General features: G+C 62.6%; 31 protein-coding genes. 10 read left to right on the top strand and 21 right to left on the bottom strand.

All coding sequences use genetic code 11. The features are described 5' to 3' along the window. Position 1 precedes the first annotated feature (1 nt). Both ACREBX_RS20120 and ACREBX_RS20125 read left to right on the top strand, forming a co-directional pair. Positions 2–451 (top strand): hypothetical protein, encoded by a 450-nt coding sequence (locus tag ACREBX_RS20120; protein ID WP_431563509.1) that lies wholly within the window; start codon positions 2–4, stop codon positions 449–451. After that, positions 448–822 (top strand): hypothetical protein, encoded by a 375-nt coding sequence (locus ACREBX_RS20125; RefSeq protein ID WP_431563510.1) that lies wholly within the window; start codon positions 448–450, stop codon positions 820–822. Before ACREBX_RS20120 ends, ACREBX_RS20125 begins: the two co-directional genes overlap by 4 nt. 51 nt (positions 823–873) lie before the next feature. Here the strand turns inward: ACREBX_RS20125 and ACREBX_RS20130 are convergent, their stop codons facing one another. After that, positions 874–1,071 carry a DUF6961 family protein gene (locus tag ACREBX_RS20130; RefSeq protein WP_431563511.1) on the bottom strand — a complete coding sequence of 66 codons (198 nt, stop codon included), beginning with the start codon at positions 1,069–1,071 and terminating at the stop codon, positions 874–876. A 115-nt stretch (positions 1,072–1,186) separates the two neighbouring features. Then, complete coding sequence (locus ACREBX_RS20135) at positions 1,187–1,618, bottom strand: thermonuclease family protein (RefSeq protein ID WP_431563512.1); 432 nt, start codon at positions 1,616–1,618, stop codon at positions 1,187–1,189. A gap of 328 nt (positions 1,619–1,946) precedes the next feature. Between ACREBX_RS20135 and ACREBX_RS20140 the strand changes: the two genes are divergently transcribed. From ACREBX_RS20140 to ACREBX_RS20160, 5 genes are all read left to right on the top strand, one after another. After that, entirely contained in the window at positions 1,947–2,501 is a 555-nt protein-coding gene (locus ACREBX_RS20140) for a helix-turn-helix domain-containing protein (RefSeq protein ID WP_431563513.1), read from the top strand. A 33-nt stretch (positions 2,502–2,534) separates the two neighbouring features. Continuing rightward, positions 2,535–2,903, top strand: coding sequence for a hypothetical protein (locus ACREBX_RS20145; RefSeq protein ID WP_431563514.1), 369 nt, complete (start codon positions 2,535–2,537; stop codon positions 2,901–2,903). Positions 2,904–2,948: 45 nt separating this feature from the next. Continuing rightward, complete coding sequence (locus ACREBX_RS20150; RefSeq protein WP_431563515.1) at positions 2,949–3,413, top strand: hypothetical protein; 465 nt, start codon at positions 2,949–2,951, stop codon at positions 3,411–3,413. A gap of 2 nt (positions 3,414–3,415) precedes the next feature. Next, on the top strand, positions 3,416–3,658 hold the full coding sequence (locus ACREBX_RS20155) for a hypothetical protein (RefSeq protein ID WP_431563516.1): 243 nt from the start codon (positions 3,416–3,418) through the stop codon (positions 3,656–3,658). Between the two features lie 90 nt (positions 3,659–3,748). Further along, complete coding sequence (locus ACREBX_RS20160; RefSeq protein WP_431563517.1) at positions 3,749–3,955, top strand: hypothetical protein; 207 nt, start codon at positions 3,749–3,751, stop codon at positions 3,953–3,955. Positions 3,956–3,964: 9 nt separating this feature from the next. Here ACREBX_RS20160 and ACREBX_RS20165 read toward each other — a convergent pair whose 3' ends face one another. Beyond that, on the bottom strand, positions 3,965–4,516 hold the full coding sequence (locus tag ACREBX_RS20165; protein ID WP_431563518.1) for a winged helix DNA-binding protein: 552 nt from the start codon (positions 4,514–4,516) through the stop codon (positions 3,965–3,967). A gap of 297 nt (positions 4,517–4,813) precedes the next feature. Between ACREBX_RS20165 and ACREBX_RS20170 the strand changes: the two genes are divergently transcribed. Continuing rightward, positions 4,814–5,476 (top strand): hypothetical protein, encoded by a 663-nt coding sequence (locus ACREBX_RS20170; protein WP_431563519.1) that lies wholly within the window; start codon positions 4,814–4,816, stop codon positions 5,474–5,476. Between the two features lie 281 nt (positions 5,477–5,757). Here the strand turns inward: ACREBX_RS20170 and ACREBX_RS20175 are convergent, their stop codons facing one another. Beyond that, on the bottom strand, positions 5,758–6,108 hold the full coding sequence (locus tag ACREBX_RS20175; RefSeq protein ID WP_431563520.1) for a hypothetical protein: 351 nt from the start codon (positions 6,106–6,108) through the stop codon (positions 5,758–5,760). Positions 6,109–6,170: 62 nt separating this feature from the next. Between ACREBX_RS20175 and ACREBX_RS20180 the strand changes: the two genes are divergently transcribed. Next, positions 6,171–6,353, top strand: coding sequence for a hypothetical protein (locus tag ACREBX_RS20180; protein ID WP_431563521.1), 183 nt, complete (start codon positions 6,171–6,173; stop codon positions 6,351–6,353). A 19-nt stretch (positions 6,354–6,372) separates the two neighbouring features. Here ACREBX_RS20180 and ACREBX_RS20185 read toward each other — a convergent pair whose 3' ends face one another. From ACREBX_RS20185 to ACREBX_RS20235, 11 genes are all read right to left on the bottom strand, one after another. Then, a complete protein-coding gene (locus ACREBX_RS20185) occupies positions 6,373–6,579 on the bottom strand; it encodes a hypothetical protein (protein ID WP_431563522.1) in 207 nt (68 codons plus the stop codon). Then, positions 6,576–6,752 (bottom strand): hypothetical protein, encoded by a 177-nt coding sequence (locus ACREBX_RS20190; RefSeq protein ID WP_431563523.1) that lies wholly within the window; start codon positions 6,750–6,752, stop codon positions 6,576–6,578. The genes ACREBX_RS20185 and ACREBX_RS20190 overlap by 4 nt, the downstream gene beginning before the upstream one ends. Next, positions 6,749–6,979 carry a hypothetical protein gene (locus ACREBX_RS20195; protein ID WP_431563524.1) on the bottom strand — a complete coding sequence of 77 codons (231 nt, stop codon included), beginning with the start codon at positions 6,977–6,979 and terminating at the stop codon, positions 6,749–6,751. The genes ACREBX_RS20190 and ACREBX_RS20195 overlap by 4 nt, the downstream gene beginning before the upstream one ends. Next, positions 6,969–7,235: an HGGxSTG domain-containing protein gene (locus ACREBX_RS20200; RefSeq protein ID WP_431563525.1), complete on the bottom strand. Its 267-nt coding sequence runs from the start codon at positions 7,233–7,235 to the stop codon at positions 6,969–6,971. The genes ACREBX_RS20195 and ACREBX_RS20200 overlap by 11 nt, the downstream gene beginning before the upstream one ends. Then, positions 7,129–7,944: a hypothetical protein gene (locus ACREBX_RS20205; protein ID WP_431563526.1), complete on the bottom strand. Its 816-nt coding sequence runs from the start codon at positions 7,942–7,944 to the stop codon at positions 7,129–7,131. Before ACREBX_RS20205 ends, ACREBX_RS20200 begins: the two co-directional genes overlap by 107 nt. Positions 7,945–8,001: 57 nt before the next feature. Next, entirely contained in the window at positions 8,002–8,958 is a 957-nt protein-coding gene (locus ACREBX_RS20210) for a hypothetical protein (RefSeq protein WP_431563527.1), read from the bottom strand. 192 nt (positions 8,959–9,150) lie between these two features. Then, positions 9,151–9,519: a hypothetical protein gene (locus ACREBX_RS20215; protein WP_431563528.1), complete on the bottom strand. Its 369-nt coding sequence runs from the start codon at positions 9,517–9,519 to the stop codon at positions 9,151–9,153. Between the two features lie 176 nt (positions 9,520–9,695). Next, positions 9,696–9,920, bottom strand: coding sequence for a hypothetical protein (locus ACREBX_RS20220; protein WP_431563529.1), 225 nt, complete (start codon positions 9,918–9,920; stop codon positions 9,696–9,698). Positions 9,921–10,132: 212 nt separating this feature from the next. Beyond that, a complete protein-coding gene (locus ACREBX_RS20225) occupies positions 10,133–10,342 on the bottom strand; it encodes a helix-turn-helix transcriptional regulator (protein WP_431563530.1) in 210 nt (69 codons plus the stop codon). Between the two features lie 84 nt (positions 10,343–10,426). Further along, the gene (locus ACREBX_RS20230) at positions 10,427–11,086 is read right to left on the bottom strand and encodes a hypothetical protein (protein WP_431563531.1); all 660 of its coding nucleotides are present in this window, start codon (positions 11,084–11,086) and stop codon (positions 10,427–10,429) included. Continuing rightward, positions 11,083–12,321: a tyrosine-type recombinase/integrase gene (locus ACREBX_RS20235; RefSeq protein ID WP_431563532.1), complete on the bottom strand. Its 1,239-nt coding sequence runs from the start codon at positions 12,319–12,321 to the stop codon at positions 11,083–11,085. Before ACREBX_RS20235 ends, ACREBX_RS20230 begins: the two co-directional genes overlap by 4 nt. Before the next feature lie 419 nt (positions 12,322–12,740). On the opposite strand from ACREBX_RS20235, the gene ACREBX_RS20240 reads away from it, so the two are divergent. After that, entirely contained in the window at positions 12,741–14,192 is a 1,452-nt protein-coding gene (locus ACREBX_RS20240; RefSeq protein WP_431563533.1) for a CHAD domain-containing protein, read from the top strand. Between the two features lie 108 nt (positions 14,193–14,300). Here ACREBX_RS20240 and ACREBX_RS20245 read toward each other — a convergent pair whose 3' ends face one another. The 6 genes from ACREBX_RS20245 to ACREBX_RS20270 form a co-directional block, all read right to left on the bottom strand. Continuing rightward, entirely contained in the window at positions 14,301–17,171 is a 2,871-nt protein-coding gene (locus ACREBX_RS20245; RefSeq protein ID WP_431563534.1) for a TonB-dependent receptor domain-containing protein, read from the bottom strand. Between the two features lie 176 nt (positions 17,172–17,347). Beyond that, positions 17,348–18,127, bottom strand: a complete 780-nt coding sequence (gene cobA, locus ACREBX_RS20250) for a uroporphyrinogen-III C-methyltransferase (RefSeq protein WP_431563535.1) — start codon at positions 18,125–18,127, stop codon at positions 17,348–17,350. Further along, positions 18,117–20,714, bottom strand: a complete 2,598-nt coding sequence (locus tag ACREBX_RS20255) for a molybdopterin-dependent oxidoreductase (RefSeq protein ID WP_431563536.1) — start codon at positions 20,712–20,714, stop codon at positions 18,117–18,119. Before ACREBX_RS20255 ends, cobA begins: the two co-directional genes overlap by 11 nt. Further along, positions 20,714–21,052 (bottom strand): nitrite reductase small subunit NirD, encoded by a 339-nt coding sequence (nirD, locus tag ACREBX_RS20260; RefSeq protein ID WP_431563537.1) that lies wholly within the window; start codon positions 21,050–21,052, stop codon positions 20,714–20,716. Before nirD ends, ACREBX_RS20255 begins: the two co-directional genes overlap by 1 nt. After that, the gene (gene nirB, locus ACREBX_RS20265) at positions 21,049–23,544 is read right to left on the bottom strand and encodes a nitrite reductase large subunit NirB (protein WP_431563538.1); all 2,496 of its coding nucleotides are present in this window, start codon (positions 23,542–23,544) and stop codon (positions 21,049–21,051) included. Before nirB ends, nirD begins: the two co-directional genes overlap by 4 nt. Then, the gene (locus tag ACREBX_RS20270) at positions 23,544–24,746 is read right to left on the bottom strand and encodes an alginate export family protein (protein ID WP_431563539.1); all 1,203 of its coding nucleotides are present in this window, start codon (positions 24,744–24,746) and stop codon (positions 23,544–23,546) included. The genes nirB and ACREBX_RS20270 overlap by 1 nt, the downstream gene beginning before the upstream one ends. Positions 24,747–24,749: the final 3 nt, after the last annotated feature.

The following is a 24,749-nucleotide window of genomic DNA, read 5'->3' on the forward strand; positions in this document are numbered from 1 at the left end:
CATGAGCGCCGCGAAACACGACCGGCAGCAGGGCCTTATGGCCTTGTTCACCGCCACGCCGCAGCTCAAATCATGGGAAGTGGGAGCAGCCCGTCGCGATGCCCGCAGGGCCGATCATGAGCATCGGATGCAGCTATTCAGGGCGGTGATCGCTGCCTACCACACGAGCTGCGCGAAGCATTACCTCGCCGTCAACGAGCGCATGGCCTTCGGCATTGATGACCCTAACGCGCGGCGAATGTCGGCAGAGCACGGACTGGCCGCAACAGCCATGATCGAGCTATTCGATAATTTCGTTCAGCTCCCCATGTCTGGAAAGACGGAGCGTGCCGAGCGCGAGAAGTTGATGCGCAAACTTGCCGGCGGCATCAACGGCGCGAGTAACGCTCTTTTGATGTGGCGGACGTTGGAGCCTAAATGGCTGGCGGCGCTGGCGGGAGGCGCAGCATGAGCGCGCTTAACATCATGATCGGTCGGGGGGCTTCGCGGCTCCCCGCCGACATCGCCCTGTCCTTGATCCCGTCGCTACCCCGGCCCATGCTGGAGCGACTGGCGCAGTCGATCATCGACCGGCTGGACGACATCGACGGCGACACCGATGTTGAAGCCAACGGCGATGAAGGCGACTACAGCCAGAGCGAGGATGATTGCGACCCGGCGCGCCTTCTAGGCATGGATGCGGGCGCGGGTTGCCCCGTTGCCGACGCGGGCGAAGGCAGTAACCGCACCGCACTATCGCCCACGCTGGACGGCGAGGATCAGTCGTTCATCATCCTGCCTGCGCCGAAGGGGATCGAGCCGACGCGCTACAGGGTGAGCTAAATCTTCCAGATCGGAAGATTGAGGGCAGCGGGTTTCGGCTCGCTGCCCAACCTACATCGGCAAGGGACGCTCGCCCGTCCAGAGCAACGACAGCTTTTCGGCAATCGCTTTCCATCTCGCGACACCGGCAGCATCGTCCTTCAATGCGAGGGCACCGATACGCTCTGCAATGTAGATGGCGGCGTTGTCGCCTTGCTCGCGCTCGATGAGCAATGCGCACGCCCACAGTTCGCGCTCGGGAGTCATCATTCTAGAAGATACTGCACAGCGGACACGATACCGACAATAAACGATCCCGCCACCAACGCGGTGACTAGCCAAAACTCGATCGCCACGGCGCGCGATTTCCATTTCGGCTCTCGGCTCATTCGCAACGATGCCCCTGCCAATACCGATCCCAGCGCGCGGCGTACCCATCGCGGACCATTGCACACGATATATCACCGGATTTGGCCGAGGCGCAGAAAGCCGCTGTTCGATTGCCGCCAGCCCCGCCCGCTGATCGGCAGCGCATGGTCGGCCCGGTGACAGATATGTGTCCCGTTGGTCGGGCGGCGCCCCGCTTGCCGAGCAGCGACACGAGATGATCGCGGGCCGCAATCGGACTGGCGGCGGGACACGGATGACCAGGGCGGCACGTCCCGTCCATCTCGCGCGCTGCAATGCCAGACAGGCGAATATGCGGACCTTCTGCGCACCATATCGGGCCATCGCCGTCCCACACGGCGGTGGGCGTGCATCGGAATGATTGGCCCGCGGGGACTACGGTAGCGGAAAGCAGCAGTGAGATAATCATTCGTTGCCGTTAGCCTGATCGATCGACTTTCGCAGCCCTTCCGTGCACCATAAAGCGGCTAGCCCATCGATCTCATCCGACGTCGGCTTAGCACTACTTCGCGAAGCGGAAGCGGATGCCACGAAGCGATCTGACTTCTGAGGAGCGCACGCGCCGTAATTTTTGTTGTCGGGAATCATCGAATGGAGGGGGCAGCCCAAGCGACAGAGCTAGATTTCACGGTCAGAGATCTCGTGCGGACAACTTACGTTAGTGCGGCTGTAACCAAAGCTTGATTGAGCCCGCCCAATAGCGGCATTATGCGCCAAGGCATGGGCGGGCAGAACAAATGAACGATGAACCTTCCCCCGATGAAGTAGACAGGCTGCTCGCAAGGCTTACGCCTGCGGAAATCCGATGCCTTGAACTGGTCCCTAAGGGGCTGACGTCGAAAGAGATCGCACGCGAGACCCGATTGTCGCCCAATACCGTTGACGCCTATCTGAAATCGGCCGCCAAAAAACTTAACGTCGCGAAGCGAGGTGTCGCCGCGCAAATGCTCGTGAGTGCGAAAAACCGCGAAGTACCAAAAATGGTATATGGAAATTCGGACATTTCGAATGACTGCAATTTAGCGGACAACGAGGTGTCGGCGGGGCAAGGCGACGGACCCGACGACCTCAGACATCGCGAACCAATCAGTTCGGAATCACGGGATTCCTGGGATGGTCCTGCTTGGCTTGAGCCTTATCATCCGATTGCCAAATTCTTTGGAGGCGAGAACAGGCTTTCCCTCGTACAGCGCATGCTCTGGGTCATTGCGCTTGCGATCGGAATTGGGATTGGTTTCGGGGGGCTCGTAAGCGGCCTGTTGCAATTGTCCCGGCTTTACTCTTCTCCATGATTGAGCGTGCGAAAGCATGTAGGGGGGAACAATATGCTGAAAGAACGTCTTGCCGCGGCGACCATCGTCGCAACGAAGCTTTTCGAGGCCGAGCAGGCAATTGATCAAGCCGTCGCGAAGGTGGGAGCCTTGATGAGCCACCTTCCTGCCGCGCAGGCATCGGCCAAAATCTCGCCGGTGGTCGGCGATGGTGCATATGGCGATTTACAGGCCGCGGCCAACGCACTCCTGACCACCCGCTCAAGCATGGTCGCTTTCCATCACAAAATCGACGACGTTCGAAACCGAATGGGCCTCCGGCGCTTCCGCATCGCTGGAATGGGGGATGCGGCAAAAATTCTCGAACCCCAAGGCTTGAACGACGAAGCAGTGACGTCGACAAGCGACGCGCGGGCCGCGTAATCCCTGGCAACCCCAGATCGTGCTCAGTCTGGACAAGGACCTATCATGATCTGGGGCTACATCTACATCGGCTTGACGCTGTCAGCGACTGCCTACATTTTGTGGGTTGGGGATTGGGAAGCCAGATTTGCGATTTCGACGATGGCCGCCGGATCGGCACTGACGCTTCTGATTGTCTATCTTTCGGGACGATATTTCGAATTTGCCGATATGCTTCTTATTTCGCTCGATTTTCTGGTGCTAGCCATCTTCATGGGGCATTTGGCAGTTAGCCGACGATACTGGACCATTGTCCTGCCGGCACTCCAACTTATCACCTGCCTGACCCATCTCGCCAAGCTAGTGGCGCCGGACATCGTCCCCAAGATTTACTCCGCGGGCCAAGGCTTTTGGGCCTATCCGCAGATGGCCGTAATCCTAATGGCAGCTCTCTGGCGACAGGCGCATCGCGCACGAATTGGCACAGCGACATTGCGCGACAGAGATGACGCTTCGGCTAGGACCAAATAGCCATGTTCAACGAAAACACTTTCGAGAAGCCGACGGTTGATTTTATCATGCGAGCCAAGGCGATCATGGATGGTATCGCCTATGGGCACACTTCAATTCGCCGATTGACGGAGACCACTGGCCTTCCGTGCACTACGATTATTCGTGTAGCCGCGCAGCTCGTCGATCAAGGCGTCCTTACGTCACGAAAATCGGGCGATGACGTCGAACTTGCCATTCGGATCAGAATGGCGCCGCCAAACTGAACCAAAAATGGTTTCGCCCGGCCAGCGCATTTGATATTGCCTCCCCAATTCCCGCGCGCTTGATGGCGTAGGGGCTGCGGGGAAACTCTCATGGCAGGCAAGATTAAGGACTTGGAGGTCCGAGTGCGGGCGTCGCGTGATCGACTACGAGCCGAATTGGCGGAGCTTGATCTGCTCGGGGAGGTTCGGGCTGGCGATGACGTGAATGCCGCAATCGAAATTCTTAACATGCGGCTTAACGAGCCCACCAGCGAAGAGGAAATTCAGCGGCTACAGAATCGTCTGTTTTCTAACTGAACTGGCTCGCTACTGGTCGCTCCATTCCTCGAAATAAGCATCTAGCTGATTCTTAGAATCTTCGCTGATCGCAACGAATATCCGTCGGCCATCGTAGACGTCCGGCACCCTCACAATTTGCCCATTGTCCGACAGGGTTTTCAGCCAGCGCAGCGCCGTGGTCGCCGGCACGGCCGCAGCAATGCAAGCGCTCGAAACAGAAATATTTCGACCTTCAAGATGCGAGGCGTAAAGATCAAGCAGGATATCCCAAGCGGGATCGGCAAACAGATCTGACGGAAAGAAGCGATCGCGCTGGCGCCTCTTTCTGATTTCGTCCCTGACGAGGCGCGCGCGGGCTCGTCGCTGTTGTGTGGTAGGATCGATAGCCGACCTAACAGACGCCGTTAGCACGCTAGGTCGAAAACTAACCGGTGAGGCGATGGCGTCAGACTGGCTCGCCAACGGTTCCATTTTGAAGCCAAGAAGGTTGCAAAGGCGACGAAGTTCATTCTCTACGAATGCCGCCTTATCGCCGGTAAATTCCGGTGAGATGTGCTGCTCGCCAATTTGATGCTCCATAAATCCCCCGCATCTGTGACGTTGGGAATATGCCCCATTTTGACGCAGGAATCCGCATCATCTTCGTCCGATGCGGCGTGAAATGGTGCCAGATTGGCAGGACTCGGGAGTGATGCCGTTACAATTTAACGGCGCCGGAGGGGGCCAATTCTCATTTAACGCCTAACCGCCATTAGCAACCAAAATGGTTGCAAGATTGTCGCATGGCACCGGCGAATTAAATTGCGCGCGCGCAAGTCGTTGATAGAAGATCGCGATGATCGGTCGGGGGACCGTTCACTTGGGAGGGGTCAATTAATGAAAGCCACTATTGCGGCCGCGCTTGCGGTCTCATGCTTGTTCGCGCCTAAGGCATCCGCACAGACGTCAGATGCCGCGCCAATTGTCGAAGCGGCTGCGATCGCGCCGAGCAAGGCAATGCTTCGCGCCGGCACGCCGGTTGTTCTGCGGATGATGGAAGAAATCACAACGCAGAAGAAGGCAGCTCGCGTCGGCCAGCGGTTCATGATGGAAGTTGCCGAGCCCGTGGTCGTCAACAATATCACCGTGGTTCCAAGCGGGACGCCTGCATGGGGCGAAATCACCACCGTCCGCAACAAGGGCATGTGGGGCAAGTCCGGCAAGCTGGATGCTCGAGTGCTTTACCTGCGCATTGACGGGCGACAAATCCGACTGACTGGCACGTTCGACGACAAGGGCGTGACCGGCACCGGCGGCGTCGTTGCATCGGTCTTGCTAGTCCCAGTCGTTGGCTTCTTCGTAACCGGCACCAGCGCAGTTCTTCCCAAGGGCGGGACCGTCGGTGGCTTCATCGACGAAGATGTGGAACTGTCGTTCGCAAACGCTGCGCCTGCACCCTTGCAGATTCCCGCGCCGGCGGCACCTGTGTCGGTTCCAGTCGCGGCATCGCCAGCGGCGATCGTCGAGCCCGTACCGGCAACTGTACCGACGGGCGGTTGATAACAGCATTGTGTAAACGGGTAAAAGGGGCGTCGGATTACGATCCGGCGCCTTTCTCGTGCCAGTGCATCCCGCCTCAGCGAGGTTGATGTTCAGGCAAGCGCGCAGCAAAAAGGCCGCGCCAGTGGAGCACGGCCTTTCCGGCATTGGGTATGCCCTCACCCGTGGCTTCTCCTGGTCGCAGGAGTCGCCAAAGTTGCAGCAATCATATCCATAATGGCGGCATCGTCAACGATCGGCAGTTGGTAGTTGAACCCATTACGGGACACTACTCCACACGCTCAGGCGCGCGGGATTGGCTCGTCCGATGGGAGGTGCGACGCCAGCGGCACCCATGTTGCGCGCCACGCCTTGAAGGCAGCTTCGTCGGCCGGCGCGTGCCCTGCATCACGCAGAACCTTGCCACGCGCGGCGATGCGGCTTTGCAGGTCGTTCTCCTGCTCCTGACCTTCTTCCATCCGTGCGAATGTCTCGGCGTTGATGTTCGCCGGGTCGGCCGTGATGAATTGCATCAGCTGCCCATGTGCCCACGCCCGGTCGCGAAACTCATCGAGCAATGCCCGGTCAATGGGATCGTCGCTGGCGATGAGGTAATCCACCCAGCCGCCAGCAAGTTGTTCGTCGTTGGCCATGCCCTCTCATATCATCTGCGCGAGCGATCGGCAGCAGGAGATAGGACCGAATCCGGGTGCGAATGCTGACCGCCCGTTATATCCGCCTGTATTATCAGTCACTCGCCGCGGTTAAGATCAGAATTGCCAATCTTATTGACGCGCCGGCCAAGCCGCTCGGTCATCAGTTGCATGGCGAGATCGACAGGCGGCAAATCCCCAGTCTTCACCCGCGCGTTGAATTGGCCCCGCGTCATCCGGCGTAGGAGGTCAATCGTCCATGGTTCACTCTGCATCGGATCCTCGCTTGATTATCACGGTGACACCCCCGCATCGCGCTTCGGTGTCTTTCAGGGCGGCTAGCTGGTTATCGAATTGACGTCTCATGCTGGCGGGCATCGCCGCATAAAGCGCGGCGTCTCCCTCCATATCGAGGATCGCACTGCGGCACATTTCGGCCAGGCGCTCGCGGGTCCACGGTTCGCCGGTCACGCTTTCGCCCTCATCTGGTCGAGCGCAACATTGCGGACGGCGTGAAGCTGCGCCAATGCCCGTTCGAACTGCGGCATCAGATCGGCGGTGACGGTCGGGCGCTCCCGCTCCATCTGCGCTATCTGCCGATCGCACTCGGCGAGGTTCTCCCGCCATGATGGGCGGCGGATCACTTCACCGGCTCCACATACCCCGCGCACGACTTCGCCCAGCGTTCGATATCGCGCATCAGTCGGCGTTTCTGCCGCAGGGGCTTCGCGGCGCGCTTGGTCGGTGCGGCGTCAATCGCTGCGTCGAGTTCGGCCACGGCGTCCCGACAGTCGGCGGCGATCTTGTTCGGCCCCCGTGTTTCACCCTCGCGCGCGCGGGCGCGCGTACCTGTCCGAAAATCATTGCGCATAGGCTTCGCTCCTGATCGTCTTGAGCGCGCGGCTCACTTGCCGCCGCAGTTCGATGGCTTCCAGCGTCTCGCCGCCGTGACGATAATTCCCGTTGTGCTCACCCTTCGGCCCGCCCGGTGATTTGCCCCCGTGTTTGGAGCATCGAGCCTTACCCCTCATCGCTGGGCAGCGACAGGGCAACCCGGCTCGATTCTTCGCGCCGCACAAGCGTGCGTTGGTCATCAATTTGGGCAGCATGGCTGTCCTTTCGCTCATGGGGTCGCTCGCTATTTCCTGCACCTCCCCCGGGGGTGGGGGGATCGTGTCGGTGAGCATGATAGTGGGTTTCCTTCGTGACCTTGATGGATTGGCGGGCGGTGCGGTTGCGACCTTTCAGCCCCTGCATTGCGTCGGTGAGATTCGCGGTTGCGGTGGCGAGCTTCGCAGCGTTGGTGACGGTGCGCGTCTCATAGGGATAGCGGATGCCCCGAGCCGTGACCTTCATGGACAGGATGTGCAGCCCGACGAGTTGAGCGGCGATCATCGCTTGCGCCTCATTCTTCGGTCGGTGGGCGTTCACGAGCGCGAGCATCGCCGAATATTCAGTTTCGTCGAGCCGCCATTGCTGGGCTTCCTCGTCCCAGATGTTGCCGCCGCAAAATTCCCGGAGCTGCGACATAAAGAAATCGATCACGGCGCGGGAGCGAGTGCCGAAGGCGTCGGCAAGCTGCAACGTCCACAGAGCCGGGTCGCTATGGGGGGAGGTCAGATGCTCCCGATCCATGCCAGCCGGTTCGAGGATGACGTTCGGCGGATAGGGCCGCGCCAACATGCGCTGTTCGGCCTTGGCTTCCCATTTACGCAGTTCGTCAGGCGGGGCGGGGCGATCACGCGCGACACGACGCCGGCGCCCACCGACATCAGCGGTCATCGGATCGATGTCGCCGCCCGTGCCGAACTTCTCGGGATAGTCATCATTTGCCATGGTTTTACGCATTTCGTGGGAGGCCCGATTTTTTTGAGGGTCTATTCTCTGGTGTTTTCATGCTGCGACCCTGCTTTTTGCCGCCCGTGTCGGTGACGAGGCGAGCAGGATGTCTGGCAGCACCTTGAGGGTGCGACCGTCACGCCAGCAAAGCGCATCGCCGAGGACGACAACCCCGACCGACTGACTACCTCCCTCGACAGGACCATCGCCGGTCAGCGCGAAAGCATCATGCCGCCCCAGTTCCAGATGAAGCGGGCCGCGGTATGAATCGGGAAGCCCCTTGCCATTTCGGAACTTGCTCATCGTCCCGGCTGGCATGCCGATCGCGAGAGCAACCGCCGTCGCCGTAGTTTCGCCCGTCGCGATGAGGTCGTTGAGGGCCGCCCGAAGTTCGGATGGGGATTTGAAGCTGTTTCCATGATCCAGAGCAGCGGCAGGAGCAGGCTCATACTGGCTAATTATATGGGCTGCGGTAGCCTCAACGCGGAAACGTCCTCCAACCCCGCAAGTTTCCGTCGCTCGCGTTGCGGTAGCCTCAACGCCAAGTTTCCGTCGCGTTGCGGTAGCCTCAACGGGTTTCCACTCTCGCGTTGCGGTAGCCTCAGGACCGTTTTTTTTCGGAGCCTGCCAAAGTTTCCATTCATTGGTCGCCTTTTCTTGCCCGCGGTGACCCGATTCAATGAAGGTCAGGCGATATTCCCGGGCTTTGCTCTTGATGTGGTTCGCCCCGGCCACGCACTCCAGAAAGCCGCGATCCATTAGCTCGACCAGCGCGCGTGAGTTGGCGGCATGGTTTTGATTGCCGAGGGCTGCGCCGAGGTTGTCGATCGATAGGCATATGCGGCCATTGTTGAAGCCGTTGAACCGTTCCAGCATGACATAGAGGGCCGAGCGCGCCCGCATCGACAGGCTCAAGAACGGCGGGCTTGTCAACATCGCGCGTGGAAGCTGGATGAAGTTGCCGCCGTGGTCGACCTTTTGCGGTCGAGCCGAGTTGCTGCGATCAGCCACGACGCCCCCCTCTATCCTGAGACTCATCGACAAGCGGGAGCCCCAGGACTTTGCAAGCCGTAAAGGCGGCAGTCTGTGCGGACAGGTAGCCGATATGGGTTTCGGACACGACTGGGCGAGCCGGGGCCGCGTCGGGCGGCAAGACCCGAACGCGGTAAATCCCCTTGTCGCGGCTCAGGTGGACCGCTGCCACTATGCAGCCTCCCCGAACAAGTCGCCTTGATCGCCGTCGAGCTTCGGGGCGAAGCAGGCGGCGATCCATACGGTGTTATCCACCCCATAATAACCGGGGCGGCGCTCATCGACTTTCACGACGATCTTGCCCTGATTTTTCAGGTCGGTCAGGCGTGGGCGGATCAGGTAGGGATCGCGCTCGACAATGGCCGCGATGTTCTCGCCCGACATGCCACTGTGCCCCGAATCCAGTATCAGCGTGTAATACTCGTCGCACAGCGTCAGGCGTTTCGGGTTGACCTTGCGGGCGCCGTCCTTGCTGGCTTCGCTATGGTTGCGAAAGCCAGCGCCCGCACCGCCGCGGTAGCTTGGGAGAGCATCAGCCATTGGCGCGCTCCCCGATCTGCGGCAAGCCGGCACGTTCCAGAAGGATCGCAATCCAGTTCGCCTGAGCTTCGGTAAGTGGCTGGGGATCAACAGCGCATTGACCACACAGCGACCCAGCCTTGCGGGTGAGTTTCGATTTGCCTGATCGGTGCGCTTCCAAAAGCGCGAAGGCGGATTCAGATATGGACAAGGGAAATCTCCCATTTCAGGCGCGCATCAATATCGTTGAGATACCGGCGCTGCTTTGCGGTGATTGCGATCTCCTCCCGAACGCGGTGGAGAAACGAGCACTCGGCGCGGCTCAAGATGCCTTTGCCGGTGTCGAGCGCGTGGCAGGCTTGCCGCTGATGTTCAGCCAGCATTTTGACGCGCACGGCTGCCATTGTGGGGTTGCTGCTCATTTCGGCGCCCCCTCGCGACGGCGGGCCTCACGGTGCCGCCATTGCCGTATGTCGTCGATGATGCGCTGCCCCCAAACTTGAAGGCGCCGCGCTTCTGCGCTATCTAATTCGAGCCAGCCTGCCAGCTTAGGCAATTCGGGGACCGCACGCGGCTTTACGTCGGTGCGGTCTTTCGCTTTACGGTGCGAATAACCGTTGATGACCCCCATGGATCATGCCGCGACCTGTTCGCTGGTCGAGCGAACGATTCGGCTTGCGACAAATGCCGCCAGATCGGACGGGCGGTAGCGGACCCGCTGACCAACCTTGGCATAGGGCGGGCCATCTCCCCGCATCCGCATTTTTTGAAGGGATGAGACGGAAACGCCAATCAGCTTTGAGGCTTCATCCTCGTTTACCGCCAGAATATCACTGGTTTGCATGTCAGTTCTCCAGCCCATGGATCGGGCAGGAAAGGACTGGCAAATGCGGGAAGCGATAAATACTGGCGATAAATCGCCCTGATTTTATAGTTTATCGCCCGCTGTTTTGGCCGCGTTGTATTGGTCACGCAGCCAACCCTCCACCGTATTAGATTTGGCAGGTCGGGCCAGACCCCGCACGCCGTCCAATGCGTCAAAATCTGCGAGACACGCCACGGCCTCTTCCCTTAGGGTAGGGCAGAGCGGTAGTTTTCGACTTCTGCGGCTGTCCCATATCTCGCCGGCCACGATATGCTTGACCGATTTACGGCCGGGTCCACCTGAACTGTCAGCGTATCTCGTGAGATCGGAGCACGACTGCGGCCAATGGACGATCACGTCATTCGCCGAGGCCCGCACGTCGTACAGATCGCGAGTGACATAAGTCCCGCTGGTTTCATAAGAGATCGACCAGTCAGAAAATTCGTAAGCGGCACGCATCGCTCTTGTCCCATCGGGGCCAAGGGAGCTGGCGCAAAGTGCGTTATCCTGTAGAGCCACTCGCAGCTCATCGATCGCGTCGCCGTAGCCAACGACGGCACCATCCAAATAGGAGTGAATTACGAACATTTCGCCACCGGAATGAGGGCGATAGTTGTTATGCTGGTGCCCCTCCCGCAAAGACTGGAAATCCGCGATCATTTGTGGCGACCGAGAGCCAATCCACAGAATGATCTCGAAGAAATCCCATTGCCCTGTTTTCATCGGCGTTCCGCTATCTGCACCACATTGTCCTCGGCAATCAGGAGCGAAGCGACGTGCCCGCCCCAAGTCTGCAACGCCTCCCGCTTTTCATCGGCAAAGGCATACCGCTGATAGGTGCCAGCCATTCCCGCCTTGCGCCGATTCTGGACGGCCTCGATCCAGTCCGATGGGATGCGGAGACGTTGAAGCCCCGTCGCGACTGAACGCCGCAGATCGTGGAAGCGCCACGGCTGCACCGGGGGCGCGTCGTCTTCGATAAGGTCAGCAATCTCTCCGTCTAGCTTGCGCTTGGCCTTGGAGAAGCCCGAGACGCGCGATTTGCCCGCGTCGGTTGTTAGGACATAGCATTTGCGCGGCCACGTCTCACCGCCAGCGAGCGCATCAAATTCGGCCACCACTTGCGGTGACAGCGGCACAAGGTGTTCTCTGCCATTTTTCGCCCTGGCGGCAGGCAATATCCATTCGGAGCGGGAGCGATCAAGTTCGGACCATTCCAGCCCCGCGACTTCATCACGCCTCTGTCCGGTCAGCAGCAGCAGGCGGACCAGCGCGCCGAATGTCGCTCCCAATTCCTCGCTCGCGAGCCACACCATCCGCAGCTCGTTATCTGACAGCACGCGGTCACGGCTGGCAACCGGCTTGGGCGCCTCGACACCCTCAAGCGGGTTGCGGTCGATTTCGCCGCGGCCTAGCGACCAGCGGAACAGGCGATGCACGACGGCATACACGTTGCGGCGCATGGCCTGCCCGCCCTTGAGGTCATCGAGCAGCGCGACGACTTCTTGCCCCTTGATGGCGGGGAGGGGGCGCTTGCCTAGTTTTGGACGGAGATGCAGCCGCAGCGCATCTTTCACGAAGCCGCCCGACTTCGGCCACCGCTTCGGAACTTCCAATGTCTCAAATCGGTCGGCAACAGCGTTGAAGGTCAGGTCGGTTGCCTCGCGGACGCGCTGGCGCTTATCGTCGGCAGGGTCTTTCCCTTGATCGACAAGAGCAAGCAGCCGCTTCGCCTCTCGCTCGGCCGCGTCGGGCGTCCATGTTCCATGCTGGCCTATCGTATAGCGTTGCGTCTTGGTGCCAGCGCCGCCGAGCCTGTACTGAAGAATGTAGACCCGCTTGCCCGCAGGGGTGATCTTTACTCCGAAGCCCTTGACCTCGGTGTCCCACAGGAAATCGTTGCGCGATCCAGCACGCAAGGCGTCCACTGCTCGCTTCGTGATTTTGCCTGTCGCCATGTCTTTGCCCTTATCGCCGTCTTGGCAATCATCTGGCAATCATACTAGCGGCAACCAGAGGAAAGGCAAGGAAGGAACAGGACAGGAACTAGCACGGAAAGCCGTCGATTCGGGAAAGCCAAGGCGTGCTACCGGAAACTCGCGGCAAGTTAGACCACAAAACTACGAATCTGAGGGTCGGGCGTTCGAATCGCTCCGGGTGCACCATTCCTTCCTGCCATGATCCGATATCGTCGGAAGAGCGGGTTTTCCATACTTGTGCATCGTCAAGAAGGGCTCGGCCAGCCGGCAATCGAATGCGCTGACGCGCGGCTGTTGCCCGATACTATCAGCGGGCCACATATTGCGATAAAGAGCCAAGCGTGAACGCCGGATCGTCGGATTTGTGAGATAGGTCCAGTATTGCGGAGAAGACGCATATGGCGGACGAGATTGAACTGAAACTCGAAATTGCGAGCGAAGACGCCGGAAAATTCGAGGCGTCGGGTTTGATGACGGGCGCCCCCAAAAAGATGCGGCAGATATCGACCTATTTCGATACCCCCGATCATGACGTCGCCAACGCCGGCTTTTCGCTTCGCATCCGTCGTTCGGGCAAGAAGCGGGTGCAGACGATCAAGGCGGATGGCGCCAGTGCCGCCGGCCTCTTCATCCGATCCGAATGGGAGCGCGCGGCGGAAAACGATACGCCGGTCCTCGACTACGCAACGCCGCTCCCCTCGCTGCTCGGCGACAAGGTCGATGCCATCGCCCCGGCCTTCGAGGTGGAGATCGACCGCCGGGTCTGGAATATCGTCGAAGACGGTGCAACGATCGAGCTGGTGCTTGACCGCGGCGAAGTCGTGGTTGGCGAGCGGCGGTCGCCGGTGTGCGAAATCGAAATTGAGCTGAAGTCGGGCGATCCCGCTGCGCTGTTCGCTTTCGCGCGCCGGATCGACGCGGTCGTACCGATACGTCTCGGCGTCTTGAGCAAGGCGGAGCGCGGCTATCGGTTCACCGACGCGGCGCCGGCGCGGGTCACCGCGGAGGCCGTGATACTCGGCGGCGACACGACTGCGGGACAGGCGTTCGGGCTGATTGCGCAATCCTGCATCCGGCAGTTCCGGCTCAACGAGACCCTTCTTCTCGCAAGCCGGAACGCCGACGCCTTGCATCAGGGGCGCGTCGCGCTGCGCCGCCTGCGGTCGGCCTTCTCGATCTTCAAGCCGATGATCGGTGATGCAGGTATCGATTTGCGCACGGAATTGCGCTGGCTGGCTTCGGAACTGGGCAAGGCGCGCGATCTCGACGTGCTCCTGAAGCGTGCCGAGGGCGGACCGCTGCACGACCGGATCGCGACGATGCGCGAGGCCGCCTATGACGAAGGGTGCGAAATTCTGTCCTCGGTGCGGGCGCGCCGGCTCATGTTCGATGTGACGGCGTGGATTGCGACGTCGGATTGGTCGGGGACCGCAGGCGGCGAACGCGAAGGCAATCGACCGGCGCGGGACTTCGCCGCCAGGGCGCTCGACCGCTATCGGCGAAAGGTGAAGCGCAAGGGGCGCAATCTGGCCGGTCTCGACGACGATGCGCGACACGAGGTGCGCAAGAGCGCGAAGAAGCTACGTTATGCGGCGGAGTTCTATGCCGGTCTATTCGAGCGCAAGGGCGAGAAACGCCGGCACAAGCGCTTCGTCAAGGCACTCGAAGCGCTGCAGGACCAGCTCGGTGCGCTCAACGACCTCGCGACCGCACCCGAAGTTCTGACAAGGCTTGGCATTGCCGAAAGCCACGGCGCGGCCGAATTGATGGCTCATGGCAAGAAAGGGCGATTCATCGAAGCGGCCGCCGACGCGCATGAGGATTTCGTCGACACCAAACGGTTCTGGTAGTCGCGATGTCGGACAGGACGATCACGCCCTGGGTTGCGATCATACATGCTGCCGCGTCTGTTAAAGCGCGGCGGCATGTGCGCCAAATCTATCGTCCGCTATCCCCGCTTACATCTTGAAGCTGGCGCGGACGTAATAATAGCGTCCGGGCAGGTCATAGGCGGTGGGGTCGAAATTGTTGATGTCGCAGCTGATGCAGCCCGGCGCCTTGACGTTGAACAGATTGTTCACGCCGAGCGCGAAGCCGAATGCCTCGGGATCGTCCGCCGGGAACCAGCGCAGCTGGAAGTCGGTGTAGAAGCGCGCCTTCAACTTGTTGTCGTCGGCCAGCGGTTCGCGGATCGCCGAAACATAACGGCCGGTCAGCGTCGCGCCGATCGAGGTGCCGTCCCAATCGAGGATGCCGACCGACTTCCATTTGGGGAAGGTCTGGCTGGGGCTGCCCTGTTCGGTTCCCTCGCGGCTGATGACGAGCGGGCCGTCGGCGGTCGGAACGATCACATCATATTGGGTGAGGAAGGTGTTGTTCCAGGTGAAGCCGAACCGGCCGGCGGCGGTTTTCTGTGTCCGGTAGGTCAGGTTGGCGTCGATCCCCTTGGTGCGGATGCCGGCGATATTCTGGAGCAGCCCCTCGACGAAAGTCAGCTGTCCGCCGCCCGCGCGGGTGACCAGCGCGCAGGCGTCGGCATCATTCTGTGCGACGCATTGGCCCAGCGTGATCGCGGCATTCACCGCCTGGATCGCCCCCTTGATCTTGATGTCGTAATAATTGCCCTCGATCGACAGGCCGGGGATGAAACCGGGACTGTAAACACCGCCGAAAATCCAGCTCTTCGAACTTTCGGCCGCCAGATCCTGATTGCCGCCGACGAGCACCGAGATTTGGGGATTCGCCTGGGCATAACCCGCCGCGGGAACCCCCTGCGCGATGCAATTGGTGCGGATCGTCGTGTTGTTGTTCCAGTTCTGGCCCGTGGTCGTCGACGTCGAGCAGGGATCGTTGATCTGCTGGTCGAAGCGCGACTGGGTGCCGAACAATTCGCCGATCGACGGGGCGCGGAACCCTTCGGCATAGGAGGCGCGGAGGCGCAGATCCTGGATCGGTTTCCAGTTGACGCCGCCCTTCAGCGTCGTCGTCGAGCCCGAGGTTGAATAGTCCGACCAGCGCACCGCGCCGGTGAATTCGAGCAGGTCGATGAAGGGGATGTCGGACAGCACCGGGGCGCTGAGTTCGGCATAGGCTTCCTTGACGTTATAGCTGCCGCGCGTCGGCAGCGCCGGAATGTCCGAACTGAAGCCCGCGGCGACGATCGGGTCGGGATCGAAGCTGCCTTTGAGTTTGCGATATTCGACCCCGACCGCGATGCCGAGCGGCCCGCCGGGTAAGTCGAACAGGCTGCCCGTCACATTGGCCGAGGCGCTGAAGGTCGACTGGCGGCTGCGGTCGCGCTGGGTGAACATGACATAGTCGAGCATCGGCTGGGTGATCGAGCCGACCCCGCCGAAGATGTTGAACGGCACGCATTCGCCGGTACAGGCGGCGACCGGACCAAGCGCGCGGCGCAGGCGATCCGAATTGATGTTGCCGAACATCGTCTGCTTGGCCTTGTTGCGGCCATAGGCGGCGTTGATGTCCCAATACCATTTGCTGCCGCCGCCGAAGTCGAAGCTGCCGTCGAGCGTCGCGACGCCGTATATGGTCGTCACCGTCTGGTTGAAGCGGCGCGGGCCGCCCTCGACGAAGCGGCGATAGACCAGATCGGTGTTGCTCGCGTCGAGCGTTACCCCGAACGGGTTGAAGGGATTGGTGGCATCGACGGTGATCGCGTCGAGCACCGGGGTCAGCCCCGCGGCGGGGCCGAAACCGAACGGCAGCGGTGCGGCCTGGTTCTTCGACTTGCGCTGGTTCCAGATCCCGCGAACCGAGAAATTGATGCTGTCGGAGATTTCCTGCCGGGCGTTGATAAAGGCGCCATAGCGTTCGACGGGGATCTGCAGATAGTTGAACGGACCGAAATTGAAGCGGTCGGGGGTTCCAAAGGCTTTGAAGTCGCTCGCCGGATCGGTCGGATTGCCCGCGTTATACACGGGGTTGCGGCCGATCACCGGACCGCGCAGCGTCAGGTCGTTTCTGGCTGTCGGAGTACCGAAGACGATAAAGCGTCCGAGCGGCACAAAGCCCGAGCAGCCGCCGTCGAGGCAGGTGTCGGAGTAAGGCGCCGGAAAGCGCGAAATCGCCCGGCTGCCTGCCAAAACGCCGTCCTGCTGGACATAGTTCGCGCCGACGACGATCTGCGTCGGGCCGCGGCCGTTGCCCCAACTCACCTGCGCACTCTTGGTAAAGCCGTCGCCTTGGCCATAGCCGCCGACCTGCGCGCTGGCGCGGAGCCCCTCCTGACTTTTCTTGGTGATGATGTTGACGACGCCGGCGATCGCGTCCGAGCCGTAAATCGCCGAGGCGCCGTCCTGCAGCACTTCGATACGCTCGATCGCGCTTTCGGGGATCGAGTTGAGGTCGGTCGATCCGGGCACGCCGCTCGCCGAAGCGCCGTTCACATAGCGGATGCCGTCGACGAGCACGAGGACGCGGCGTGAGCCGAGATAGCGCAGGTCGATTTCGGCCGCACCCGCGCCGACGCCGCCGCCATCGGGCGGATTGCCAAGGTTGCCGCTGTTGTTGAACTTGCTGTTGAGACCGCCGCCCGAGCTCGGTAGGCGCTGGAGCACGTCATTGACCGACGCGAGGCCGGTCTTGGCTATATCGTCCTGTCCGACATAGACGATCGGCGCGTCCTGATCGAGCGGGTCGCGGCGAATGCGCGAGCCGGTCACGACGATGGTTTCGCCCGAGGTTTCGGCGGTGGTGTCTTGTGGGGGCTGCCCCGTTTGCTGGGCTCGGCCGGGCGAAGCGTTCGCCAATGCCGCCGCGATGGCAATCCCCGCCGTTCCAGACCGGGCAAAAAGCTCGAACTTGGTCATGATCCTCTCCTCCTGTTATTTTTCAGGCATATGCGAGTGGCCATCGGACGGAGTCCGGCGACCTCATCTGCAACGCTTCTGAAAAGGATTAGGATGAGAAGAAAACGACCGTCTGACACGAATGACGAAGCACTGTGGCCCGAAGGTCACAGTGGGCCGAGTTCGGGCTATCGCGGCTATGACGCGCTGTCGGTAGCGGTCGCACGAGCCTTTGCGGGCATGGCAAGTATAACCGCGGCACCGATCAGGATGAGCGTCGGGGCGTCGTTGGCCAGCGCGCGCGTCGCTAGGCCGAGCAGGTCGAGGCGCGTCGTGAGCCGCTGTTCGTCGGCGCGGCTGACGTTGCAAGCAATCATGACAGGCATATCGGCCGGCATGCCCGCGCCGATGAGACCGCGGGCGATTTCGGCGGCCGCGTCGCGTCCCATGTAGAAGGCAAGGGTCGATCCACAGCGGGCGAGCGAGTTCCAGTCGAGGTCGAGCGCCGCGCCGCGACGGCTGTGTGCGGTGACAAAACGGACGTCGCGCGCGACATCGCGGAGCGAGAGCGATATTTTCGCTGATGCCGCGGCGGCGCTCGCCGCCGTAATGCCGGGGCAGACGAAGACGGGATAGCCGGCGATGTGCAACGCCGCGATTTCCTCGGTCGAACGGCCGAATAGCGAAGGATCGCCGCCTTTCAGGCGAACGACGCGCTTGGCGGCCGCGGCGGCGGTCACCAACAGAGCGTCGATCTGATGCTGATCCTTCGAATGGCGACCTGAACGCTTGCCGACGCTGACGCGTTCGGCGCCCGCCGGAATGAGATCGAGAACGGCAGGGCCGACGAGGGCGTCGTGGAATATGATGTCGGCGCGTTCGATGAGGCGGATCGCCTTGCGCGTCAAAAGGTCGGGGTCGCCGGGGCCTGCACCCACGAGCCAGACGGTGCCGGGCTGAAAATCGTCAGGCTGCATCGCTCGTCTCCTCGGCCAATATGCGTGCGAGCGCCGGTCGGCACGATCCGCAGTTGGTTCCCGCGCCGGTTGCGCCGCCGATCGCGGCGACGTCGGCAAGCTGCTGGTCGCGGATCGCCGCGGCGATCGTCTTCAATCCGATATCGAAGCAGACGCAAATGACGGGGCCGCGGTCGGTCTGGGCGCCTGGGGCGCGGCCGGCGAGCAACGTCGGAGCGATCTCGGGCGCGCCAAGCTGCGCGATCAGCCAGTCCCGCGGCGGCAGTTCGCCGCTCTCGGTGACGAACAGTGCCCCGGCGAGGCGCCCCCCGGCGACGACCGCGACGCGGCGTGTCCCGCGCGCGCTGTCCTGCGCCTCGATCCGTTCGCCGCGCGGGAGCAGCGCTTCGATGCGTTTCAGGTCGCCGTTGCCGGCGAGTTCCCAGAGCACCCCCGCCGGCACCGCGACGCGGGTCGCCCACAGGCAGGCGGGCCGTTCGTCGAGTTCGTTTGCGAGGAGCAAGAAGCCGCGCCATTTCGTCGCGACCGGCGCGATCGCGGCGGGGGTTCGCTTGAAGCCTGGCTGCCCTGACACGGGGTCGACGAGCGGGCGCGGGAGCAATCCGGTGCGGCCGCCGCTTGAGGTGCGGTCGGTCCAGTGGATCGGGACGAACAGCTCGCCGCGCCGCTGGCCTTCCGAAACGGCGGTGCGATAGACGCTCTCGCCCTGCGGGGTTTCGACCCGCGCGAGCCCGCCGTCGGCAAGCCCGAGCCGTGCGGCGTCATCGGGGTGCACCTCGACCAGCGGCTCCTCGCGGTGACGCGCGAGCTTTGGCGCGAGGCCGGTGCGCGTCATCGTATGCCACTGATCGCGATAGCGGCCGGTGTTGAGCGTCAGCGGCCATTTCGCAAGCGGTTCGGGGAGCGGCTTTTGCGCCACCGGCACGAGCCGCGCGCGGCGGTCGTCGGTCGAAAACCGGCCATCCGCGAAGACATGGTCGCCGCCCCATCGAAAAGGGGGCATGTCGTCATAGGCGCGGTTGCCGCCCTGGCCTGCGCCGGGGAGCGCGAACAGCCGCGCCCCGTCATTGTCATAGGTCGACAGACGGCAATGCTCGCGCCAGATGTCGGCGGGCCGGTCATAGCTAAAGGCCGTCTTCCAGCCCATCCGCCGCGCGACTTCCTTGACGATCCACCAGTCGGGCATCGCTTCGCCCGGCAAAGGAAACAGCGCGCGCTGGCGGCTGATCGTGCGGTCGCTGTTGGTGACAGTGCCGTCCTTTTCGCCCCATGCGGCGGCGGGCAGGCGGACGTGCGCGAAGGCGCCGGTATCGGTGTTTTCGATCACGTCGCTGACGACGACGAAGGGGCACTGGCCAAGCGCCTCGCGCACGGCGTTCGCGTCGGGCATCGAGACGGCGGGGTTGGTCGCCATCACCCACAGCGCCTTGATGCGGCCCTCGCCGACCGCGCGGAACAGATCGACGGCCTTCAGTCCGGCCTTCTCCGCGATCGCCGGCGCGGCCCAGAAGCGCTGGACGCGGGCGCGGTTTTCCGGCGCGAAATCCATATGCGCGGCAAGCGTCGAGGCGAGCCCGCCAACCTCGCGCCCGCCCATCGCATTGGGCTGGCCGGTGATCGAGAAGGGCGCGGCGCCGGGCTTGCCGATGCGGCCGGTCGCGAGATGGATGTTGAGGATCGCGTTGACCTGGTCGGTGCCTGCGGTCGCCTGGTTGATCCCCTGGCTGAACATCGTGACCGTGCGCGGGGTTGCGGCGAACAGCTCGTAGAAATGCCTGAGGTCGGCGGCAGGGACGTCGCATGTCTGCGCCACCGACCACAGGTCATTCCCCTCGCCAAGCTCGTCCCAGAAACTGTCGGGCACCGCGACATGCGCGGCGAGATAGTCGTCGTCGACCACGCCGGCCTCGCGGCACCATTGCAGGAGGCCGTTCATCAGCGCGACGTCGCTGCCCGGCCGGATCGCGAGGTGGAGGTCGGCCTCTTCGGCGGTCTCGGTGCGGCGCGGGTCGATGACGACGAGCTTTGCGCCCGCTTCGCAGCGCATACGAATACGTTGATAGACGATCGGGTGGCACCAGGCGGTGTTCGATCCCACGAGCACGATCAGGTCTGCGGCGTCGAGATCGTCGTATGTCGCGGGGACCACATCCTCGCCGAGCGCGCGCATATGACCCGCCACTGCGCTCGACATACACAGCCGCGAATTGGTGTCGATATTCGCAGTGCCGATGAATCCCTTCATCAGCTTGTTCGCGACATAATAATCTTCGGTGAGCAATTGGCCCGAGACATAGAAGGCAACGCTGTTCGGCCCATGGCGCGCAATCGTCTCCTTGAAACGCTTCGCGACGAGGTCGAGCGCCTTGTCCCAACTCGCGCGCTTCTTGCCGATCATGGGCGCGAGCAGGCGACCTTCCAGCCCGACGGTTTCGCCCAGATGCGTTCCCTTCGAGCAGAGGCGGCCCCTGTTGGCAGGATGATCGGGATCGCCTGCGATCTCGACCGTCCGCTCGCCCGTCACCGTCGCCCGGATACCGCAGCCAACGCCGCAATAGGCGCAGGTGGTGCGGACCGCTTCGCGCATCAGGCCGCGGCCTTCAACGTGCTCGCGCGGCAGATGAGCACCCGTCCGGCGTCGATCTTGACCGGCACCGTCGGGGTGCAGCCCTTGTCTTCGCCGAGCGCTTCGCCGGTCGACAGGCTGATCCGCCAATTGTGGAGCGGGCAGGCGACGGCGCCGCCGTGGACGATTCCCTGGCTCAGCCGTCCATGCTTGTGCGGGCAGCGGTCGAGCAGCGCGAAAACCTTGCCCTCGGCGGTGCGAAACACCGCGATGTCGTCGCCGCCCGCGACCTGTACCGTACGGCTGCCGCGCACGGGGATTTCATCGACCCAGCCGATGTCGAGCCAGTCGCCGGTCATGCCCCCATCTCCTCTTTCAAAAACGCTTCCTGCGGGGTGAAGCGGGCCATCGGCGCATGATGTTCGCGTTCGGCGCCCTCGGCGCGCTGTGCCCACGGGTCGTCCTGTGAAAAGCTCTGGGCGTAAAGGAAACGCGCGCGCAGCGCCTCGCGGCCCACGGCGTCGTCGGCGATCCGTGCCTTCATATAATCGACGCCGACGCGCTCGATCCACGGCGCGGTACGTTCGAGATAGCGCGCCTCCTCGCGGTAGAGCTGGATGAAGGCGGCGCAATGGTCCATCGCCTCCTGCTCGGTCGCAACCTTGCAAAGCAGGTCGGTGGCACGGACATGGATGCCGCCATTGCCGCCGACGTGGAGTTCGTAGCCGCTGTCGACGCAGACGATGCCGAAATCCTTGATCGTCGCCTCGGCGCAGTTGCGCGGGCAGCCCGACACCGCGATCTTGAACTTGTGCGGCATCCAGCTGCCCCAGCTCATCCGCTCGATCTTCACGCCAAGCCCGGTCGAATCCTGCGTGCCGAAGCGGCACCATTCGGACCCGACGCAGGTCTTCACCGTGCGCAGCGACTTGCCATAAGCGTGGCCGGACACCATCCCGGCCGCATTGAGATCGGCCCAGACCGCAGGAAGATCCTCTTTCTTGATCCCGAAGATGTCGAGCCGCTGGCCGCCGGTCACTTTGACCATCGGCGCGTTGAACTTTTCGACGACATCGGCGATCGCGCGCAGTTCGCGCGGGTTGGTGAGGCCGCCCCACATGCGCGGGACGACCGAGTAAGTGCCGTCCTTCTGGATATTGGCGTGCATCCGCTCGTTGACGAAGCGGCTCTGCTGGTCGTCGACATAGTCGCCGGGAAGTGCACAGAGCAGATAATAGTTGAGCGCCGGACGGCATGAGGAGCAGCCATCGGGGGTCGTCCAGTGCAGTTTCTGCATTACTTCGGGAATCGATCGCATGTCCTGCGCGACAATCTCGCGGCGGACATCGTCGTGGCCGAAGCTGGTGCATTTGCACATTGTCTTCGGGCCGGACTGGACATCGTCGCCGAGCGTCAGCGCGAGCAGATTTTCAACGAGGCCCGTGCAACTGCCGCAGCTGGCGGACGCCTTGCAGGTGCCGCGCACCGCATCGAGACTGTGTGCGCCCTTGGCGATGCACGAGACGACCTGGCCTTTGGTAACGCCGTTGCAGCCGCAAATCTCGGCATCGTCCGAGAGCGCCGCAACGGCCGCCTTAGGGTCCGTCGCGCCCCCTCCCGAGGCGAAGGACTGGCCAAAGATCAGCAGGTCGCGAAGCTCGGAGACGTCCTCCTGCTTCTTGAGCAGGTCGAAATACCAGCTGCCGTCGGCGGTATCGCCATAAAGCACTGCGCCGACGATGCGGTCGTCCCTGACGATCACGCGCTTGTAGACGCCGCGGCTCGCGTCGCGCAGCACAATGTCCTCGCAGCCGTCGCCGCCCGAGAAATCGCCCGCCGAAAACACGTCGATGCCCGATACCTTGAGCTTGGTCGAGGTCACCGATCCGCGATAGCCGCTCGGCTGTTCGACGAGTCCGTCAGCGAAGCTGCGGCACATATCCCACAAAGGCGCGACGAGGCCGTAAACCTGCCCGTCATGCTCGACGCATTCGCCGACCGCGAGGACATGCGGGTCGCTGGTCACCATATGATCGTCGACCTGGATGCCGCGTCCGACCGCGAGACCGGCGTCGCGGGCAAGCGCGACCGAGGGGCGTATGCCGACCGCCATCACGACGAGGCTGGCGGGGATCAGCGTCCCGTCCTTGAGCTTTACCCCTTCGACCCGGGCATCGCCGACGATCTCGGCGGTATCGGCACCGGTCAGGATCGTCTGCCCGCGGCCTTCCAAGGCTTGCTTGAGCAGCCAGCCCGCCGCCTCGTCGAGCTGGCGCTCCATCAGCGTCGGCATCAGGTGGATGACGGTGACTTTCATGCCGCGCAAGCTGAGCCCATGCGCCGCCTCGAGGCCAAGCAGCCCGCCCCCGATCACGACCGCGTCACCGCCGGCATCCGCCGCCGCAAGCATCGTCTCGACATCGTCCATGTCACGGAAGGCGATGACCCCGGGCAAATCCTTCCCCGGCACGGGAATGATGAAGGGATCCGAACCGGTCGCGATCAGCAGCCGGTCATAGCGTTCGATGAGGCGGCCGCGCGTCGTCACCGTCTTTGCTGCACGATCGATAGCGGCCACTGGATCGCCGGCGACCAGCGCAATGCCGTTCGCCGCATACCAGTCGGCGTCGTTGATCACGATGTCGTCGAAGCTCTTCTCGCCTGCGAGAACGGGCGAGAGCATGATGCGGTTGTAATTGACTCGCGGTTCGGCGCCGAAAATCGTCACGCGATAGCGGTCCGGATCGCGCGCGAGCAATTCTTCGATCGCGCGGCAGCCGGCCATGCCGTTGCCGATCACGACCAGATGATCGCGCGTGTCGGTTTCGGGCATGAGGGGAGTATGTTCCATCAAAGCGTCCAATCGAGTTGCAGCCAATATTTGTCGGTGTCGGTGGCGAAACCGTCGGCGCGGTAGCGGGCGTAGCGCGCCGACGTGGTGAACTTGCCGAGCTTCGCGCTGGCGAGCAGGTCGATCTCGTCGCCATAGACGCGGCTGGCGCGGTCGCTGCGAAACTCGTGATACGTCGCCTGCAGCGTCACGGCTTTCAACGGCCCCACCGCCTTCCAGCCCCAGCCCGCGCTCGCATACAGGTCGCGCAATCCGTCGGGCGGGGTGGTGAGGAATTTGTCGGCCCAGCCCTTGAATTTGAAACCCGTCGCGAGCGGGGTCTGGAAGCTGGTGAGTGCGGTCCCGTCGTCGGCGCCGAGTATTTCATACCCGACGCCGACCCGGGGGCCTCCAAAATCGACCGCCAAGTCGGCATGATAATAGTCCGTCGCATAATTATTCGGATTGCGGTGCCAGTCGGACTGGCGCGCGTAAGAGAGCTGATAGGCTATCTTCGCCTTGCCAAGCGGCTGGCTGCCGTCGAGCCGCACGCCATAGCTCTGACTCGCCATGCGAAAGCCCTGCATCGCGGCTTCGTCCTGGTCGACGAGATAGGCAAAGGCCGCCACCTTGCCCACCGGCGTTGCCACGCTGAGATTGCTGAAAACATTGTCGCCCGACACCGCCTGTTGCCGGGCGCCCGTGCCGTCGATGCCCCAGATCGTCCGAACGCTCCACGCATAGGCGATGTCGGCCTTCACGCCCTTTACCGGTGTGATCTCCGCGCGCACCGCGTCGAAGCTTTGACCGTTCTGGCGGAAGCCAACACCGCCAACGAAACGCTCGTCGTCGAACGCCAGCCGCTGGCGCCCCGCGGTGATCGCGAAGCCGGGCGAGGTATAGCGGACCTGCGCGCGGGAGAGGGCGATATTGTCCGGGTCGGCGATCAGCGGGCGGGTGGCGGCACCGTGGAGTCCGTCGAAATAGTCGTCGACGATCGCCAGATTGCCTTGCCCTTCGACCAGCGCCGACCAATTGCCCGCCTTGGCCTCGACCCCGGCGCGGACGCGGAGGGTCAGCGCCTCGGCATCGGCGGGCAGGCCGTCCTGATCGACGCTTTCATAGCGCAGCCGCGCTTCGCCGAGGGGTTTCAGGATAATGTCCTGAGCATGGGCCGCCCCGGATGGTGCGAGTGCCAGCAGGAGGATAAGCGTGCGGTTCATCGA

Origin of the sequence: Sphingopyxis sp. (assembly GCF_050725655.1) — a bacterium.
Lineage (GTDB): Bacteria > Pseudomonadota > Alphaproteobacteria > Sphingomonadales > Sphingomonadaceae > Sphingopyxis.